The sequence below is a fragment of the Pirellula sp. SH-Sr6A genome, assembly GCF_001610875.1.
Classification (GTDB): Bacteria; Planctomycetota; Planctomycetia; order Pirellulales; family Pirellulaceae; genus JBKCUI01.
This window is the reverse complement of the sequence record NZ_CP011272.1, coordinates 3,428,552-3,445,848: the sequence shown is the minus strand read 5'-3', so window position 1 is coordinate 3,445,848 and position 17,297 is coordinate 3,428,552. Positions and strand designations below refer to the sequence as shown.

11 protein-coding genes are annotated in these 17,297 nt (G+C 55.0%); 4 read left to right on the top strand and 7 right to left on the bottom strand.

The annotated features are described in order from the left end of the window. Positions 1–12 precede the first annotated feature (12 nt). A complete protein-coding gene (locus VN12_RS13285) occupies positions 13–3,027 on the top strand; it encodes a PVC-type heme-binding CxxCH protein (RefSeq protein WP_146677293.1) in 3,015 nt (1,004 codons plus the stop codon). A 38-nt stretch (positions 3,028–3,065) separates the two neighbouring features. On the opposite strand, the gene VN12_RS13280 is transcribed toward VN12_RS13285, so the two are convergent. From VN12_RS13280 to VN12_RS13265, 4 genes are all read right to left on the bottom strand, one after another. Further along, positions 3,066–4,148, bottom strand: a complete 1,083-nt coding sequence (locus VN12_RS13280; RefSeq protein ID WP_146677292.1) for a sulfate/molybdate ABC transporter ATP-binding protein — start codon at positions 4,146–4,148, stop codon at positions 3,066–3,068. Between the two features lie 95 nt (positions 4,149–4,243). Then, positions 4,244–5,092 (bottom strand): sulfate ABC transporter permease subunit CysW, encoded by an 849-nt coding sequence (gene cysW, locus VN12_RS13275; RefSeq protein ID WP_146677291.1) that lies wholly within the window; start codon positions 5,090–5,092, stop codon positions 4,244–4,246. 2 nt (positions 5,093–5,094) lie between these two features. Continuing rightward, the gene (gene cysT, locus VN12_RS13270; RefSeq protein WP_146677290.1) at positions 5,095–5,931 is read right to left on the bottom strand and encodes a sulfate ABC transporter permease subunit CysT; all 837 of its coding nucleotides are present in this window, start codon (positions 5,929–5,931) and stop codon (positions 5,095–5,097) included. Between the two features lie 22 nt (positions 5,932–5,953). Then, positions 5,954–7,039 carry a sulfate ABC transporter substrate-binding protein gene (locus VN12_RS13265; protein ID WP_146677289.1) on the bottom strand — a complete coding sequence of 362 codons (1,086 nt, stop codon included), beginning with the start codon at positions 7,037–7,039 and terminating at the stop codon, positions 5,954–5,956. Positions 7,040–7,466: 427 nt separating this feature from the next. Between VN12_RS13265 and VN12_RS13260 the strand changes: the two genes are divergently transcribed. Continuing rightward, positions 7,467–9,065, top strand: coding sequence for a sigma-54 interaction domain-containing protein (locus VN12_RS13260; protein WP_205855033.1), 1,599 nt, complete (start codon positions 7,467–7,469; stop codon positions 9,063–9,065). A gap of 83 nt (positions 9,066–9,148) precedes the next feature. Next, positions 9,149–12,493, top strand: a complete 3,345-nt coding sequence (locus tag VN12_RS13255) for a PAS domain S-box protein (RefSeq protein ID WP_146677288.1) — start codon at positions 9,149–9,151, stop codon at positions 12,491–12,493. A gap of 168 nt (positions 12,494–12,661) precedes the next feature. Here VN12_RS13255 and VN12_RS13250 read toward each other — a convergent pair whose 3' ends face one another. The 3 genes from VN12_RS13250 to VN12_RS13240 form a co-directional block, all read right to left on the bottom strand. Beyond that, on the bottom strand, positions 12,662–12,868 hold the full coding sequence (locus VN12_RS13250; RefSeq protein WP_146677287.1) for a hypothetical protein: 207 nt from the start codon (positions 12,866–12,868) through the stop codon (positions 12,662–12,664). Positions 12,869–12,958: 90 nt separating this feature from the next. Continuing rightward, positions 12,959–15,019 carry a PAS domain-containing hybrid sensor histidine kinase/response regulator gene (locus tag VN12_RS13245; protein WP_146677286.1) on the bottom strand — a complete coding sequence of 687 codons (2,061 nt, stop codon included), beginning with the start codon at positions 15,017–15,019 and terminating at the stop codon, positions 12,959–12,961. Positions 15,020–15,025: 6 nt separating this feature from the next. After that, positions 15,026–16,648 carry a sigma-54-dependent transcriptional regulator gene (locus VN12_RS13240; RefSeq protein WP_146677285.1) on the bottom strand — a complete coding sequence of 541 codons (1,623 nt, stop codon included), beginning with the start codon at positions 16,646–16,648 and terminating at the stop codon, positions 15,026–15,028. 138 nt (positions 16,649–16,786) lie between these two features. Between VN12_RS13240 and VN12_RS13235 the strand changes: the two genes are divergently transcribed. Continuing rightward, the gene (locus VN12_RS13235; protein ID WP_146677284.1) at positions 16,787–17,131 is read left to right on the top strand and encodes an Hpt domain-containing protein; all 345 of its coding nucleotides are present in this window, start codon (positions 16,787–16,789) and stop codon (positions 17,129–17,131) included. Positions 17,132–17,297: the final 166 nt, after the last annotated feature.

Genomic DNA, 17,297 nt, shown 5'->3' with positions numbered 1-17,297 from the left:
AGCAAACAATCGATGATGCAGCGTCTCGCATGGATTTGGATTCCAATGGTTGGTGTAGGACTCAGCAACCTTCCCAGCACCGTGGTATCGCCACTTCACGCGCAAGAACGAAACCCACCCAGCCTGCTCGAGGAACTGCCTCGCATCGCACCCAAGGACCCCATGGACGCGATGCGGGAGATCCAGATCAAGCCCGGATACCGACTGGAACTGGCTGCGGCCGAGCCGGAAGTTCGCGACCCGGTAGCGATTTCGTTTGATGACCAAGAACGCATGTTTGTAGTCGAAATGTGCGACTACTCGGAACAGGACCAAGACTTTCTTGGAACCATCCATCGACTGGAGGATCGGGACCAAGATGGCCGTTACGAAACAAGCGTTCTGTTCGCCGACAAACTCTCCTGGCCGACGGGAGCTATTTGCTTCGATGGAGGAATTTTCGTCGCCGCAGCTCCTGACATTTGGTACCTCAAAGACACCGATGGAGACGGCAAGGCCGATGTCCGTCGCAAAGTCTTCACGGGATTTGGACGTCAGAATGTCCAAGGACTTTTGAACAGCTTTTGCTGGGGGCTCGACAATCGCATCTATTGCCAAGTGAGCAGCTCTGGCGCGAACATCACCCGCCCGGATCGCCCCGATTTGCCGCCTGTCTCGGCCAGCGGACGAGACTTTTCTTTCGATCCGATCACGTTCGATATCCGTCTCGAGAGCGGCGGCGGACAGCACGGCATGAGTTTTGACGATTGGGGCCGTCGGTTTGTTTGTCACAACAGCGATCACTTGCAGATGTACGTCTATCCTGACCGTTACGCTAGCTTGTGCAAAGCTTACCCGCTCCCTCCCTCGCGACAGAGCATCGCTGCCGATGGCCCGCAAGCCAATGTGTACCGAGTCAGTCCGGTTGAACCATGGAGAATCGTGCGCACGCGGATGCGCGTCACCAATCAGACACCGGGTATGATCGAGGGAGGTGGCCGAGCCTCCGGTTACTTCACCAGCGCGACGGGCATTACGATCTACCGCGGAGATGCCTTCCCATCCGACATGTTGGGAGTCGCCATCGTCGGTGATGTGGGCAGCAATATTGTCCACCGGAAGAAACTCTTGGAATCGGGATGCTCTATGGTGGGCCATCGCATCGACTCCGAATCCGAGTTTCTTGCCGCCACCGATACTTGGTTCCGCCCTGTGCAATTTGCGAACACACCCGACGGTACTCTCTATGTGGCGGATCTCTATCGCGAAGTCATCGAGCATCCGAAGTCTTTGCCTGAGGAAATCAAACAACACTTGGATCTCACCAGCGGGCGAGATCGCGGGCGAATCTATCGAGTCGCTCCGATCGATTTCAAACCAAAAGCTGCACCCAAGCTCTCTCAGCAATCCCCTCGGGAATGGGTAAAGGCTTTGGAGAGCCCCAATGGATGGAAGCGCGACACAGCATCACGACTCCTGTTCGAGCAACTTTCCTTGCGCGCGACCGACGCGGAACGGAGTGAAATTCTCGGTGCGTTGGAGAAGACAGCGATCCATTCGTCGTTCCCGCAAGCTCGATTGCACGCGTTGGGATTGTTGGCGCGGACGTCCGAATCTCGAGAGGCCCATCAACAAGGGCTTTTGGACGTCCATCCCCGCGTGCGGGAATGGTCCTTGGTGTGGCTGGAAGATCGGATCGGTTCCGACGAAGCGCTCCAGAAAATGCTTCCGAATCTCGCCAAGGACCCGGATTCGCGCGTTCGATTGCAACTGGCCCTTTCCCTCGTCGCCTCCTCCCTTCATCCTGTTGCGAAATCCAAAATCGCCCACGAAACTCTAGTAAATTCCCCTTCGGATCCGTGGATTGCGGCAGCCTGTTTCAATGCGATCGGATCGCAAGCTACCGCGATTCTGTTCCAGCAATTGGATGCATCGCCGAGCGCGCTCGAACTGGCCAAAGCACTACCGATGGGGCGATTGACGGGCAAGCTCGCTTCCGCCGATCAGCTGTCGACTCTGGACAAGCGACTGGCCGCGAGGCCCAAGTCCGATCCGAATGCGATGCCTTTGATCGCAGAGATTCTGAACGCGATTCACGAACGCAATATGGCGGATGCCAAGCGCGAGGAGTTGTTCGATTCTCTACCGACCCTGGCAACTCTGAGAGACCAACTGATCAAGAAGGGGCGCGTCGACTTTGCAAAGAGCGAGCTCCCGATTGCGGATCGCCAAGAAGCGATTCGAAGGATGATGTGGCAGGCCAACGAGTCTGATATCTCGACCCTGGCGGCCCTGATTCACCAGCGCGAACCCCAAGAGATTCAAGTTGCCGCGGCCAACGCGTTGCGACAGTTCACTTCCTCGCAAGTCCCCATTGAGTTGCTGAAGACTTGGACGATGATGTCCCCCAAACTCCGTTCGATTGCCTCCGATATCCTCTTCGCGCGCGCAGCGTGGGTGGAGGCTTTGGTATCGCAGGCCGAACAGGGAAATTTCCTTTTGACCGATCTCGATGTGATCCGTCTGAACGGACTGCGAAACGATCGGAAACTCAAGGATCGCGTGGAGAAGCTTCTCGCCAGCTCCACCTTTGGGACACGAAGCGACGTGTTTGAAACCTACCGATCCGCGTTGACCATGCCTGGCGATAAGCAAAAAGGTAAAAAGGTCTTCGCACAATCGTGCTCAGCATGCCATAAACTCGAAGGTGTTGGATACGAGCTGGCTCCCAGCTTGGCCTCGTTCCAATTCCGCGGTCCGGAAGCGATTCTTCAAAACATTATCGAACCGAATCGGGAAGTAAATCCTCAGTATGTTTCCTATACGATTGTTACCGAAGACGATCGCGTCCTCAGTGGAATGATCCAGTCCGAATCGGCAGCGAGTGTCACCCTGGTACGCGGTGAAAACCAGACCGACACCATCGATCGAAGCGAGATCGCCGAGATGAAGAGTTCCAAACTCTCTCTCATGCCCGAAGGACTAGAAAGGCAAATCGACGTTTCCAGCATGGCCGATCTTCTCGCGTATTTGATGTCGGTGAAATAGCTCTGGAACCTAGGTCACCCTTGCGTGCCCGGCCTGGTTTAAATGCTGTAGTCGGGTACGAAGACACGCGTGTTGGTCGGTTGAACAAAGACGGCGTCTCCCGGTACGAGTCGAAGGTTTTGGAATCGCTCCATAGGGAGATCGACCCGGATCTCTTCGTGCTGGGCGGTACTGAGAATCACCTTGGCCTGCGCGCCCGCTAAATTGATTCTCTGAACCCGTGCGGAAATGCTATCCTCGCTTTGCTTCGAGCGTTCGAGAGCCAACTCATGCGGTCGGACATATATCTTGGCCGCGTTCTCCGACCTCGATTCCAGATTGCCTGCTACGATTTCCTCGCGCGGAGCGGCCCATGTCGCCTTCCCATCTTGCACACGCCCGCGAAAGACATTGACGTTTCCTAGGAAATCGATGACGAATTCAGAAGTAGGATGGTGAAACACCTGCTCCGGTGTACCGACTTGTTCAATCCGAGCTTGATTCATTACAACGACTCGATCGGACACCTCGAGGGCCTCTTCCTGATCATGCGTCACCAAGACTGTCGTGGTGTGGAGTTCATCATGCAGTCGTCGGAGCCATTGTCGAAGGCTCTGCCGCACCTTGGCATCGAGTGCGCCGAATGGCTCATCCAAAAGGAGCACACGTGGTTCGATGGCGAGAGCGCGTGCCAGTGCAACACGCTGTCGTTGCCCGCCGGAAAGTTGGGAAGGAAATCGATCGCCAAAGCCCTCGAGTTGGATCAATCGCAAGAGTTCCCGAACGCGATCTTGAATCTCCTTTTTACCGGGTCGTCTGTCCCGAGGTCGTACTCGCAATCCGAATGCAATGTTATCGAATACGGTCATGTGTTGGAACAGAGCGTAGTGTTGGAAAACGAATCCCACATGCCGCTTGCCAACCGGCATCCTCACTACATCTTCATCGAAGAAAAGAATCTGGCTCCCGGGGGTGGGATCGGGAACATCCATTCCCGCGATGATTCGAAGTAGGGTCGTCTTTCCCGATCCGGATGGTCCGAGCAAAGAGATCAACTCGCCCGTCTCGATGCGCAGGTTCACATCCTTCAAGGCAGAGAAAGAACCGAACGACTTGCTTAGGTTTTTTACTTCAATACTCATTGCAATTTGATTGGCTGGCCGACGTAGCCATCAGGAGCGATGGCAAATGGGCGACAAGGTGATTGGTTTCTTAAATCGGAGTTCGCGGCGACGCGCTACCGGTCGGATTTCAGAGCTTTGATTCGGCTTTCTAAGATCGTCTTTCCGATCAAGGTGAATACACCTAAACCTGCGAGAAGCGATGCGAGAGCAAAAGCTGCCGCAGACTGATACTCGGAGTACAGTGCATCGATTTGTAATGGCATGGTATTGGTACGGCCGCGTATGTTGGAGGAGACAATCGATACCGCACCGAACTCTCCCATGGCCCGGGCATTGCAGAGGAGGACGCCATAAAGCAAGGCCCATTTGATATTGGGCAATGTGACCTTCCAAAAGGTCTGCCAACCGTTGGCGCCCAAGGAAATAGCAGCCCATTCTTCGTCGCTACCTTGCTCTTGCATCAACGGAATCAATTCCCGTGCTACGAATGGGAATGTGACAAAAACCGTCGCCAAAACCACGCCAGGAACCGCGAAGATCACTTGGATCCCCCGGTCGGAAAGCCACTCTCCCCACCAGCCTTGTGAGCCGAAAACGAGGACAAGCATGAGACCGGCCACGATCGGTGAAATGGCGAAGGGAAGATCGATCATGGAAATCAGAATGCTCTTTCCGCGGAACCGATACTTGGTCGTCGCCCAAGCGGCTGCGATTCCGAAAATCAGATTGAGCGGCACGGCGATCCCAGCGGTGATCAGGGTCATCTTCACCGCGTTCCAAGCGTTCCGATCCGAGATCGATTGAATATAAAACGCGATCCCCTTCGACAGAGCCTCTTGGAAGATAATGATCAGCGGTAAGAGCAATAGAAAGGTGAGAAAAGCAACAGATATTCCGATGAGCATCCATCGAACCCACCAAGGATCCGTCGATTGCAGGGGTTTGGTTTTGCTTGATCCCATTTTTACGCTCGTCCTGTTTTCTTATTAGCAATCCACTGGATCCCCTGCACCATCATGAGACTCACGAAGGTCCCCAGCAGGAGAACCATCGCGACCGCCGAAGCGCCCGCAATATCGGACTCCTCGATCTTGTTGGAGATGACGAGCGAGATGATCTCGGTCTTGTTCGGAAGATTTCCCGACATATAGACGACACTCCCGTATTCACCCAAGGAACGCGCGAACGCGAGGGTGAATCCCGTGATCATGGCCGGGAGGATGCTGGGGAGGGTTACTCTTAGGAAGGTCTGCCATCGGTTAGCCCCAAGGCTCGCTGCGGCTTGTTCCATCTCGGCATCGAGTTCTTCGATGGCGGGTTGCATGGTCCGAACGACAAAGGGCAATCCGATGAAGACCAAAGCGATCAACACTCCGAGGAACGAGATCGCGGTTTGGATTCCCCATGGGCGCAAGAAACTGCCCACCGGACCATTCGGTCCATAGATCGCCATCAGCGCGATTCCCGACACGGCCGTCGGCATAGCAAAAGGAAGATCGACGATCGCATCGAAGAAACGCGCCCCAAAAAATCGGTAGCGGACCAACGACCACGCAATGATCGAACCAAAGAGCGTGTTGATCAAAGCAGCCAGGAAAGACGCCCCGAAAGTGAGCCGAAGCGCCGAGCTGACGCGGGGATGCGTGAGAGTCGCCATCCACTCACTCCAAGGAGTCGACGCAGACTTCAACATCAACGCTGTCAGCGGTAGGAGAATGATCAAGCTGAGGTACAGCAAGGTATAGCCGATGGTGAGACCAAACCCAGGCAAACGGTTCTGTCTCTTGGAAACAAATAACATGACGCTCGTCCTGAATAGTCGGTTATTGGTTGAAGACTTGATCGAAGATTCCACTTCGATCCTTGAAGTGGATTTCTTGCGCTTCTTCCCAATCGCGCACCAAATCCTTCAACCCAAAGAGCTTCAAGTCGGCAAAGTTCTTTTTCGTTTCTTCGGTCAAGACCTCCGCGTTACGAGGGCGGTAGTAGTGCTTGGCAGCTAACCGTTGCCCCTCGTCGCTATAGAGATATTCAAGGTATGCGGCGGCCACTTCGACCGTCCCACGCTTCTCCGCATTCTTGGTGACGACCGCGACAGGCGGCTCTGCTAGGATGCTCAAACTCGGTACGACGATTTCTACCTCTCCTCGCCCCGATTCCTTCAAGGCCAGGAACGCCTCGTTCTCCCACGCGATCAGGACATCTCCGATCTTGCGTTGCAGGAAGGTGTTGGTGGCGGCTCGTGCCGCCGTATCCAGCACCGGAACGTTCTTGTAAAGCTTGCCGATAAACTCTTTCGCCTTTCCGTTTGCTGCCTCCACGACGTTCGCTTTGCTCGGGTCCTGAAGCAAGGACAAATCACCAAGCTCTTTCTGGAGCGCGAACCCCCAGGCTGCGAGGTAGTTCCATCGAGCCCCGCCGCCAGTCTTCGGATTCGGTGTGATGACCTCCACTCCGTCCCGAATCAAATCGTCCCAATCCCGAATCTGTTTAGGATTTCCCTTCCGAACGAGAAAGACGATGGTGGAGGTGTAAGGAGAACTGTTGTGCGGTAGTTTGGTTTGCCAGTCTTGTTCCAGTCGCTTCGAGCTCCTTGCGATCAGATCGATGTCCCCGGCCAACGCGAGAGAGACAATATCAGCATCCAATCCTTCGTTCACAGCCCGGGCTTGTTTGCCCGACCCGCCGTGCGATTGATCGATCAGAACGTCCTGGCCCGTTTGGTCCTTCCAATGACGGGCAAAGGCTTCATTGAACTCCACGTAGAGTTCGCGAGTTGGGTCATACGAAACATTGAGGAGTGTGATCGGATCGGAATTGTCACCCTTTGGGGACGACTCGCGGCTGGAGCAGCCACCGAGAAATCCGAGAGCTAGCAATCCGAGAGCAACAATCGATTTGGGATTCATGTGATTACCGTAAAGTAGGAGAACACGGCGGCTCGTAGTCGGACCGGGCCGCTTCTCCCTCCTCACGCAAACACAAGGCCATATGGTCGACACCACTTGTTCAAGAGCCTCCTCAACCTCAGCCTTCCAGCCTTCGCCAGTCATTTCCGAGGAAAAATATTTCTGAGCCCCTTGAACGGCCACGGGATTTCTAGCGTGATATCCCATTAAATATCACGGCCCGGCGTTATATTTGATGGTTAGCTGTGTCCTTTGAGGGGAAGACTTGGGCAGCGTCTCGAATCGAGCGGGTGAACCGATTGGCACAGGATTCGCGACCTGGATTTCGAGGACCGGATCTCGAGACTCGGATTTCGGGTCCGCATTTGCGATCGGGATTCGCAAACGTGATGGTGGAATCGAAGGAACAAACCCGAGTAAGGACAGGATGAAAGAGATCGTGTGGGATCAAGTCTTCCAAGCAGCTTCGACGTTGGAAGCCGTGCAGCGCGTTCTCAGCAATCTGCGTCTGGAATTGCCGATCCAGAGTTTGGTCGTGTATGCACTGGAGCGAAGCCAACGAGCGGCTACCGTCGTTGCGGCCGCGACCCACGGACCGTTCCCGATCGATGCACGAACGGTTCGCTGCACCGAATCGAAATGGTCCGAGATGGAGGCTTGGGTGGAGGAAAATGGAATCCTGAGGCAGCACGGCCCTCGTCGCACTGGCAAGCTCGCTTATTTGACCCCGGATTCCACCACGGGCTCCGCGTTAGGGATCCCGCTTCGCAGCTTTCACGCGGATGGGTGCGACCAAGTTGGAGTGGCGATCTTGGAGGTCGAGCATGGACGGGCGCTTCGGGACGAGCAGTGGCTCGCGTTAGAGCGACTCCGTGGTCCTCTTTGGTTTCTTCTCTTGGCAGCGACTCCGAGGCTTTCCCATGCGAGTGAGGCGATTGGCCCCGAGGAAGGCCCGTCGGCAACAAAAGATCTCATCGTCGGCGCGGACTCGGGATTGCGGTCGGTGATGGAGCGGGTGGAGATCGTCGCTCCATCGGATATGCCAGTGTTGATTTTAGGAGACACGGGCACGGGCAAGGAAGTGGTTGCGAGAGCCATTCATCAAAGATCCTCGCGAGCCGGAAGGCCGTTTATTCGCGTCAACTGCGGTGCCATACCTCCCGAGCTGATCGATTCGCAACTCTTTGGGCACGAGAGAGGGAGCTTCACGGGAGCGTCGGACCAGCGAAAGGGGTGGTTCGAACGAGCGGACGGAGGAACGCTTTTTCTGGATGAGATCGGTGAACTGCCTTTGGCTGCGCAAGTTCGGTTATTGCGGGTGCTCCAGGAGCATCAGATCGAGCGCGTGGGGGGGGAAGAGTGGATCCACGTCGACGTTCGGATTGTCGCCGCGACCCACCGCGATTTGGCAGGCATGGTGCATCAAAGGAGTTTTCGTGAAGACCTTTGGTATCGGATCAACATGTTTCCGATCTTATTACCTCGATTGTGCGAGCGGATCGAAGACATACCCGCTTTGGCCAGGCACTTCGCCAAGCGGGCCTCGACCAACTTTGGGCTCCCCTATGTCGAGCTCGCATCGAGCGATATCAAACAACTCATCGAATATCGATGGCCTGGCAATATTCGGGAGCTTCAAGCCGTGATGGATCGCGCTGTGATTCTAGGACGCGGGAGCAAGCTCGATATTGAGAACGCCTTGGGGATCGGCATCGCCACCCGGTATGAGCCCGCGGTGGAAACCGACGAACCGACCTTCTACGAGGTCATTCCCGAACAACCGGTCCAACGTGTTGCGGTTGCTAACGAGGGGCATCGCGTGGGATTGGAAAAGGAGCCGGAACGGGAGCTCGATGCGCTCGACAACGCGATCCGGAGGCATATCGAAAAAGCCCTTGTGTTAACCCAGGGGCAAATCGAAGGAAAGCGCGGTGCCGCCCACTACCTCAAAATCAACCCCCACACCTTGCGAGCCAAGATGCGCAAGCTAGGAATTGACTGGAACCAGTTTCGCGAGTCGACTTGATAATGACTCGCCGGGCGAAGTCACGCGCGATAGAATCTGGACAACAACGTCGTGTTTAGTCCAATCCCATCGAGGCTTTGAACGTGCCTATCTCGCGCGGTCCGGTTGTTTTGTCCGCTGTAGTTGCTATCGCGCTCATTGGACTGAATCTCTTTCTCTCCGCGCAAACCGCGCGCGAAATGTTCGCGCGCGCCGATTGGGTTACGCATACCCATCAAGTGCTCACCCATTCGGAACAACTGGTTTCTACCGTGCTGGACGCCGAGTCGGAATTGAGAGGATTTCTGCTTACCGATCGGGAAGAATATCTTCAATCGATCAATCAACTCGAAGGAAATGTTGAACGAACGCTTGGGGTTCTCCGCGATTTGGTCTCCGACAACTCGGTTCAATCGCGACGCGTTGAGGAGATAACGGAATTGGCTTCGGAAAAAGTAGGCCAGTTGATGCAAACGCTGCGGACAGCCCGAGAGAGTGGTGCACAGCAGGCGATCGACATGGTCGCATCCGGGGTAGGTCGAAATCGAATGGATAGGCTCGACCAAGCCGTTGCAGGGTTTGAAGAGGCCGAACGCGAGCTGCTCCGTTCCCGTCAGAAAGGTTTGAACGAAGCCTATCGGACCACTCTTGTTTCGGCGATCGGATCGGGGCTCGCTGTCCTCTTGGCAATCGGTCTTCACTTCGCGCTTTCTCGCCAACAGTCCAAACGGCTCACGCAACAAGCCGAAGAGATTCAAACCAATAGCGAGTTGATGCGTTTCACCCTCCAAAGCATTGGCGATGGAGTGATCACCACCGATGCAGATGGCTTGATCGTCGAAATGAACCCGATCGCCGAAGGCCTGACCGGATGGAAGCGAAGCATCGCGCGAGGGACGAAGCTGGAGGACGTCTTTCACATCGTCAACGAAACGACACGGGAAACCGTCGATAACCCCGCGATCCGTGCCTTGCAGACCGGAGTGATCGTGGGACTAGCTAACCACACCGTTCTGATTCGACCGGATGGATCCGAGTCCCCAATCGACGACAGCGCTGCGCCGATCAAGACGGATGATGGTCGTATCCAGGGAAGTGTTTTGGTCTTTCGCGATGTTTCCAAACGCCGCGCGTTCGAAGCGCAATTGCAGGAAAGCGAACAAACATTTCGGGCTTTGTTCGATTCCGCTCCGATCGGAATCGTCCATACTTCGATGGATGGAGTCTTGATCCGAGTGAACCGACGATTCTGCGAAATCCTCGGAATGAACGAGGAGGAATTGATTGGGCGCTCCTACAAAGAGATTACTCACCCGGACGATTTGCATCTCAACCAAGAGCTGGTCGCTCCGATGATGAACGGTCAACAAGAGTCATTCTCGATGAACAAACGTTATCGGACCCATCGCGACGATACGATTTGGGCTAACGTTTCCTCCCGGCTTATTCGCGACTATTACGGCAAACCGACTTCCATCATCTCAGCCGTAACGGATATATCCGAACAAAGAGCAGCGGAAGAGACTCGCATTCGCATGTCGGCCATTGTGAATGCTTCGAACGATGCGATTATCACAAAAGATCTTCAAGGGGTCGTTACATCCTGGAATGCTGCGGCGGTGAAGCTCTTTGGTTACGGCGAAGCCGAGATGATTGGGAGCCCTATTTTCAAGGTCGTACCAGAAGAGCGGAAGTCGGAGGAACTCGAGCTTTTGCGGCGCTCGAGTTTGCTGGAACAAATCGAGCCCTTGCGAACCGAACGGCTCCATCAAAATGGAACGCGGGTCGAAGTTCTGCTGAAAGTTGCTCCGTTGGTCGACGCCGATGGGAAATTGATTGGTATCTCGACCATTGCGAAGGATTTGACAGCCGAGTCGCGCGCCGCGATGGAGCTGCGCGAGAGCGAGCAACGATTCCGAATGCTCGCCGATAACATGTCCCAGTTCGCCTGGATGGCCGATCCAGAAGGGGAAGTCTATTGGTACAACAAACGCTGGTACGACTACACCGGAACAACCATCGAGTCGGTTCGCGGGTGGGGGTGGAAGCAAGTCCATCATCCGGACCATTTGGATCGCGTCGTTCAAAGTATCCAACGGAGCTGGGATACCGGTGAACCTTGGGAGGAAACATTCCCACTCCGTGGTAAGGATGGAAAGTATCGTTGGTTCCTATCGCGAGCGCTTCCCATCCGGGATGCGAACAACAAGATCACCCATTGGTTCGGCTCGAACACCGATATTGACGAATTGATCGAAAAGGAGGAGAAGCTCGAGAAGGCTCGCATCACGGCGGAGAATGCGACCAAAGCCCGCGGTGAGTTCCTCGCCAATATGAGTCATGAGATTCGGACTCCCATGACCGCCATCCTCGGTCATACCGAAATTTTGGCGGACCACATCACGAATCCCGACGATCTGCAATCGGTCGAAACGATTCAGCGCAATGGCAAGTTTCTTCTTCAAATCATCAACGATATTCTCGACCTTTCGAAAATCGATTCCGGCAAGTTTGAAATCGAGCAGATTGACATTTCACCGACCGAAGTGCTGCACGAAATTCGATCGCTGCTCGATGTTCGAGCGGCAGAGAAGCGGATCGACTTCCATGTCCATCTCGACGGTAGCATCCCTAATACCATCGAAACCGATCCCATTCGTTTGCGTCAGATCCTGGTCAACCTCGTCGGCAATGCCATCAAATTTACCGACACCGGTAGAGTCGATCTGCATTGCCGGTACGAACCCGAAAGAAACATCATGGTCTTTCGAATCGTCGATACGGGCATCGGTATCGATGCGAAAGTTCTTCCAAACCTTTTCCAACCCTTTGTTCAAGCGGACGCGTCTTCAACACGCGCGTTCGAAGGGACCGGTCTAGGGCTCGCGATCAGCAAACGTTTGGCAGAGATGCTCGGCGGTACGATCTTGGTAGAAAGTCGTCTCGGGGAAGGAAGCATCTTTTCGCTCGAAATCGACTGCGGCCGAATCGGCGAAGAACCTTGGATCGACGAGATCAAGCCGATCCACTCCGACGAAAGATCTACGAAACTGGCAAAGGTTCAAGGACTCGTTTTGGTCGTCGACGACCGTCGCGACATTCGTTTCCTCGCCCAAAACTTCTTGGAGAAGGCAGGCGCCCGCGTCGTTCTCGCCACAAATGGAGAAGAAGCGATCAGCATGCTCACTGCCGAACCATTTCTAACGCAATCGCCGGTCGACGCGGTGTTGATGGACATGCAAATGCCGATCATGGACGGCTACACGGCAGCAAAGAAACTGCGCGAATGGGGTTTCTCCAAACCGATCATCGCTTTGACCGCGAACGCAATGAAGGACGACCGGGACAAGTGCCTCGCGTGCGGCTGCAACGACTACGCCACCAAACCCTTGGACGGTGGTGCGCTGGTCCATTTGGTCGCCAGCTACATCCAAGAACACCAACTGTAATCGATCGCGGTGTGACCGGTCACGCTGTCGTCGACACGCTGTGATCTGTCATTCTGTGCTCAGTCACGCCGCGGTCGACCCAGTGAAGTCGACCCAGTGAAGTCGACCCAATATGGTGGACCCAGTGTGGTCGATATGCTCTGATCGACCACGTTGCACTGGGACCGCTCAGGATGCGGCTGGGTAGCAGCCACCGTCTTCCCCGAAAAGGAGGTATGCCAGCTCTGCCGTTCGGCAGGATGCCACAATCGCTCGCTGCTCTTTCTCTTTTTGAGACCAACCGCTGCGAATCGCAAGTTTCGTCTTGCGACGCTCGGTCGGTGTGGTTGTAGCTAGTTCATTGGTGCGAATGGAACGAACGGTTTCCGTCATCATTTTTAAGGTCTCCTGATCCACCCTAGGCAGTAGTTGATGAGAACACAACTGACTAGAGCAATATTCGTGCCAAAAGGTTCAGGAGTTTTTCTATTTCTTCTCTCCGCTGATGGATTGCATCAGTCGGCGGAGTTCTCGGAGGTCGATCGGTTTGGCTAGGAAGTGGGTGCAGCCTGCGGTGATGCAGGCTTGTTTTTCCGACTCCATGGCACCGGCGGTCAGTGCGATGATGGGTCGGCGGAACCCTTCTCGGCGCAGTTGCCGGGTCGCTTCGATGCCATCGACTTCGGGCATCTGGATATCCATCAGGACCAGATCGTAGGGGCGAGGGCCTTTTTCCGCCTCCATGACTTGCTCGACCGCCAATCGACCATTGGAGACGATTGCCAGTTCACTGACCAGCGAGCCGACCATCCTTCGCAGGACGAACTGGATCGCCCGGGTATCCTCAGCGGCTAGCACCTTCAAAGGAAGTCGTTGAAGTTCTTCGCGGACGACCGATTCCTCATTGGATTCGAGTGCGATTTGGTCCATGACGACCAAAGTCTCCTCGTCGATCGACCCGATGGGGATTCGGACGGTAAATGCCGAGCCGATTCCAATTTCGCTTCGGGCAGAGATGGTGCCTCCCATCAGGTTCACGAGGCGGCGGCATATGGCGAGACCCAGTCCCGCTCCGGAACGTTCCTCGCCTGCTTGTTCAAACTCTTCAAAGATCACGTCCAATTTGTCTTTCGGGATCCCGCAGCCCGTATCGCGCACTTCGGCTATCAGTTCGTTTTGGTCGGGGCCCGAAGATTCGAGTCGAGCTACGATGGTTACCGCGCCACGATCGGTGAACTTGATGGCGTTCCCGATGAGATTAACAAAGACTTGTTTCAATCGATATCGATCGCAAACGATGGTCTCCGGAATCTTCGTCTCCGCCAGCCATCGGATGGAGATACCTTTCTCTTGCGCCAGCGGATTCATGAGGGACCAGACATCGGCAAACACATTGGCCACGGGCGTCGGCTTGGCTTCGTACTTCAATCTCCCCGCTTCCATCTTCGACAGGTCTAACACGTCGTTCACCAAGACCTGCAGCAGTTCCCCTTGCGATCGCACGATTCCCAACATGTCGCGCGTATCGCTCTTTTCCAGCGTCAATAAAAGCGAGTCGATGCACCCGAGCATGGCAGCGAGGGGTGTTCGGATCTCATGGCTCACCTGAGCGATGAACCGGCTCTTGTGTTCGCTAGCGATGCGCGCTCGCTCGGCTTCCAAATCCAAAAGGTTTTCGCGTTCGACTTGAGCTGTTACGTCCTGATTGAGTCCGATGAATTTGAGTGGATTTCCTCGATTGTCTTTGAACACACAGCCACGTCCTGCCAGCCAGATTTTCCGGCCATCGGGGCGAAGAAAGGGGAAACGGACGTCGTACGGTTCCCCTTCTTCGACGGCCCGCCTCGCAGCCTCGCGAACCGACTCTTGATATTCCGGATCGATGCACGAAAAGAAATCGTCGGCCAGGATGTTGTTCTCCTTTTCGCCCATCCCAGTGAGAGCTACCTCCGCGGTATCCATCGCCACCAAATTGGACTTCAAATCCCAGTTGAAGAACCCTGTATCGCCCTCGGTCATGGCTAGCTTGAGCAATTCCCGGTGCTCGCGAAGATCCTGGACTACCTTTTCGCGTCTGTCGGCTTCGATCTGCAGCTGCAGAGTAAGTTTACGCAACTCGCTCGTCCGCTCGTCGATTTCACGCTGCGCCTCATTCGGTCCGCGCAGGAGGAGGGCTGCGGGTACAATCCGAAACAATGCGATCACGGTCGCAAACGAAACCACAGCCGTCGCAAACTTCATCAAACCGGCCAATCGATAGACGGGCCAGTAAAAAATCATGGCATCGACCAAGTGGGTGATGCTGCAAAGCAAAATGAAGGATGCGAAAAGCGCGAAGACGCTGGGAAACGGAACATCCCCTTTCTTCCGCGCGAAGGCAATCATCAGGAGAGGAATCGTGAAGTAACACATCCAAATCACGACATCGCTAACGATATGCAGCCATCCCCACCATGGCTCTTGATACCAGACCGTCCCGCAATTCCATCGCGCTGGAAAACCCTGCGTGTCCAACAATGAGGATAGCGATTCCAAAAAGCGTAACATATTTTTCTAGCTTCTCTTGGAGATCGAAACTGTCTTCTCTACCTGAATGCCAAAGGTGGCGATCCGGTCCCTTACCTTGCCGCGGGTAATCCCAAGAATCTCGGCCGCCTTGGATTGATTCCCCCCTGTCGCCTCCAGGACTTGGGTGAAAAGCCTCCGCTCCATCTGTTCCAACGCTTCGGCATACAGATTTACCGTCCCCTCGTGCATCCGGGACGCGACATACTCAAAAAGGGGAAATGCTTTATTCGAGTCTCTATCCGAGTACTCGGTCCCATATGTCTCGTCCTCGTAGTGACTCTCGGTCGGCCTGCGATCGATGGAGACGGCTCCCACGTACGCCGATTCCGTTGCTTCCCTTTCGAGGAATTCATTCGGTGCATCGATTGGTTCTACATCCTTCGATCGGTCCACTTCCACTTTTTCCACATGCGGAACCGATTTTGTCGGCCGCCTTCCTTCCCGAACAAAGTCGGGAAGATTCACCGACGCGATGACGGTCCCCGTCGTGTTGAGGACCGATTGCCGTACCACCGACTGCAACTGACGGACATTCCCCGGCCATTCATAGTGTTGAAGCAACTCGAAGGCTTCCGGAGAGATTCCTTCGAGCTCAGGGCGGGACATGTCGTGTTTGGCGCGACGGAAGAAGTATTCGAGCAGCAACGGAATATCTTCGACTCGCTCGCGAAGGGGAGGAAGGAAGACTGTGAAGCCGTTCAAGCGATAGAGTAAATCCTCCCGAAACGTTCCTTCCTCGACCATTTCTTCCAAGGGGCGATTGGTGGCCGCGATAATGCGAACGTTGGTCTGGATGATTTCGTTTCCTCCGACCCGCTCAAACTTCTGCTCCTGGAGCAACCGAAGAACCTTGCCCTGCGTGACTTGGGACATATCCCCGATCTCGTCGAGGAATATGGTTCCGCCATCGCATTGCTCAAACCGACCGATGCGCCGCTTCTCCGCGCCGGTGAACGCTCCCTTTTCATGGCCAAAGAGCTCGCTCTCCAGCAACTGATCCGGAATCGCAGCGCAGTTCACCGCCACATAAGGTTGATCGGCTCGATGGCTGTTCTGCATGATCGCGCGGGCGACCAGCTCCTTTCCACATCCACTTTCACCGCGGATCAAGACCGTCACGTTCTGAGCTGCCACACGGCCGATCGCCTTGTAGACCTCCACCATCGCCTTGGACCGGCCAATGAACCGCTCCACGTCCGCCATTCCCTCCCCGATCGAGAAGGCGACAGGTTGATCCATAGCTCTCCGGGCACGCACGGCGCTGATGGTAAGGTTGCGAACTTGCTCCACATTCAGCGGCTTGGACAAATAGTCAAAAGCCCCAGCTCGCATCGCTTGAATCGCCGTCTCGCTCGACGTGTCCGCGGTGATAAAGATCACAGGAATCTTCCCGTTGATCGCGCGGATCTTCCGAAAGAGTTCCAAACCGTTGTGCTCCGGAAGGAAAATATCCAAAAGAAGCACCGAGGGCTGCTCCCGTTCAATCAGTTGCAGCCCTGAATCTCCGTCACTCGCCTGCAGCACGTCGAGCCCTTCGTATCCATTCAATCCACTGCTGACGATATGCCGAACCATCCTATCGTCGTCGATCACCAGTACTTTTGTCATGAGACTCTCCAACCAAAACGAATGCCTTCTTATCGGTATGCTGTTTGCTGTGGGTTCCGTCCACTCATCGATGGGAACGGACACGCCACTCCGCTGCGAACCATCCTCACACTCTCTCCAACATGAACGGGACTGAAAATGCCTATCAACGAGGAACAAGCCTTGAGATCACTCGATGGCAACCGGGATCTATTGATGGAGTTGGCTAGTATCTTCGCCGAGGACTCTCCCCAGCTCGTCGCTGACTTTCGAGAAGCCGTATTGGATCGCGATGCCTCGCGAGCCAAACTCTTCGCACACAGCCTGAAAGGTCTTACTAGCACGTTCTATGCCACAGCCGAAGTGGACCAAATCGCCGTTTTTGAGCAAGCCGCATCGGATGCGGACTGGGACATCCTGGATACAGCCCCTAACTCCTTGGACGGAATCATCCAGTCGCTCATCGCCTCGATGCAAACCGCGCATTGGCTGAACGCTCAGTAGACACCCTGGTCGATCATCGAGCAATCCACCTGCTTGATGCTAGGAAAGAACGTTTGGCATAAAGGTTGCTACTGTTCATTTGTCCCTGGGCATGTTGCTGCTGGGCATGAGGCTGGAGGTTCGCGCTAGTACAGTGCGAATCCCAGCGATTGCATACTATTTTCCT

Bases quoted from the DNA above. Each gene is read 5' to 3' on its own strand.
- VN12_RS13285 (WP_146677293.1), top strand. From the start codon at position 13: ATGATGCAGCGTCTCGCATGGATTTGGATTCCAATGGTTGGTGTAGGA.
- VN12_RS13280 (WP_146677292.1), bottom strand. From the start codon at position 4,148: ATGAGTATTGAAGTAAAAAACCTAAGCAAGTCGTTCGGTTCTTTCTCT.
- cysW (WP_146677291.1), bottom strand. From the start codon at position 5,092: ATGGGATCAAGCAAAACCAAACCCCTGCAATCGACGGATCCTTGGTGG.
- cysT (WP_146677290.1), bottom strand. From the start codon at position 5,931: ATGTTATTTGTTTCCAAGAGACAGAACCGTTTGCCTGGGTTTGGTCTC.
- VN12_RS13265 (WP_146677289.1), bottom strand. From the start codon at position 7,039: ATGAATCCCAAATCGATTGTTGCTCTCGGATTGCTAGCTCTCGGATTT.
- VN12_RS13260 (WP_205855033.1), top strand. From the start codon at position 7,467: ATGAAAGAGATCGTGTGGGATCAAGTCTTCCAAGCAGCTTCGACGTTG.
- VN12_RS13250 (WP_146677287.1), bottom strand. From the start codon at position 12,868: ATGATGACGGAAACCGTTCGTTCCATTCGCACCAATGAACTAGCTACA.
- VN12_RS13245 (WP_146677286.1), bottom strand. From the start codon at position 15,019: ATGTTACGCTTTTTGGAATCGCTATCCTCATTGTTGGACACGCAGGGT.
- VN12_RS13240 (WP_146677285.1), bottom strand. From the start codon at position 16,648: ATGACAAAAGTACTGGTGATCGACGACGATAGGATGGTTCGGCATATC.
- VN12_RS13235 (WP_146677284.1), top strand. From the start codon at position 16,787: ATGCCTATCAACGAGGAACAAGCCTTGAGATCACTCGATGGCAACCGG.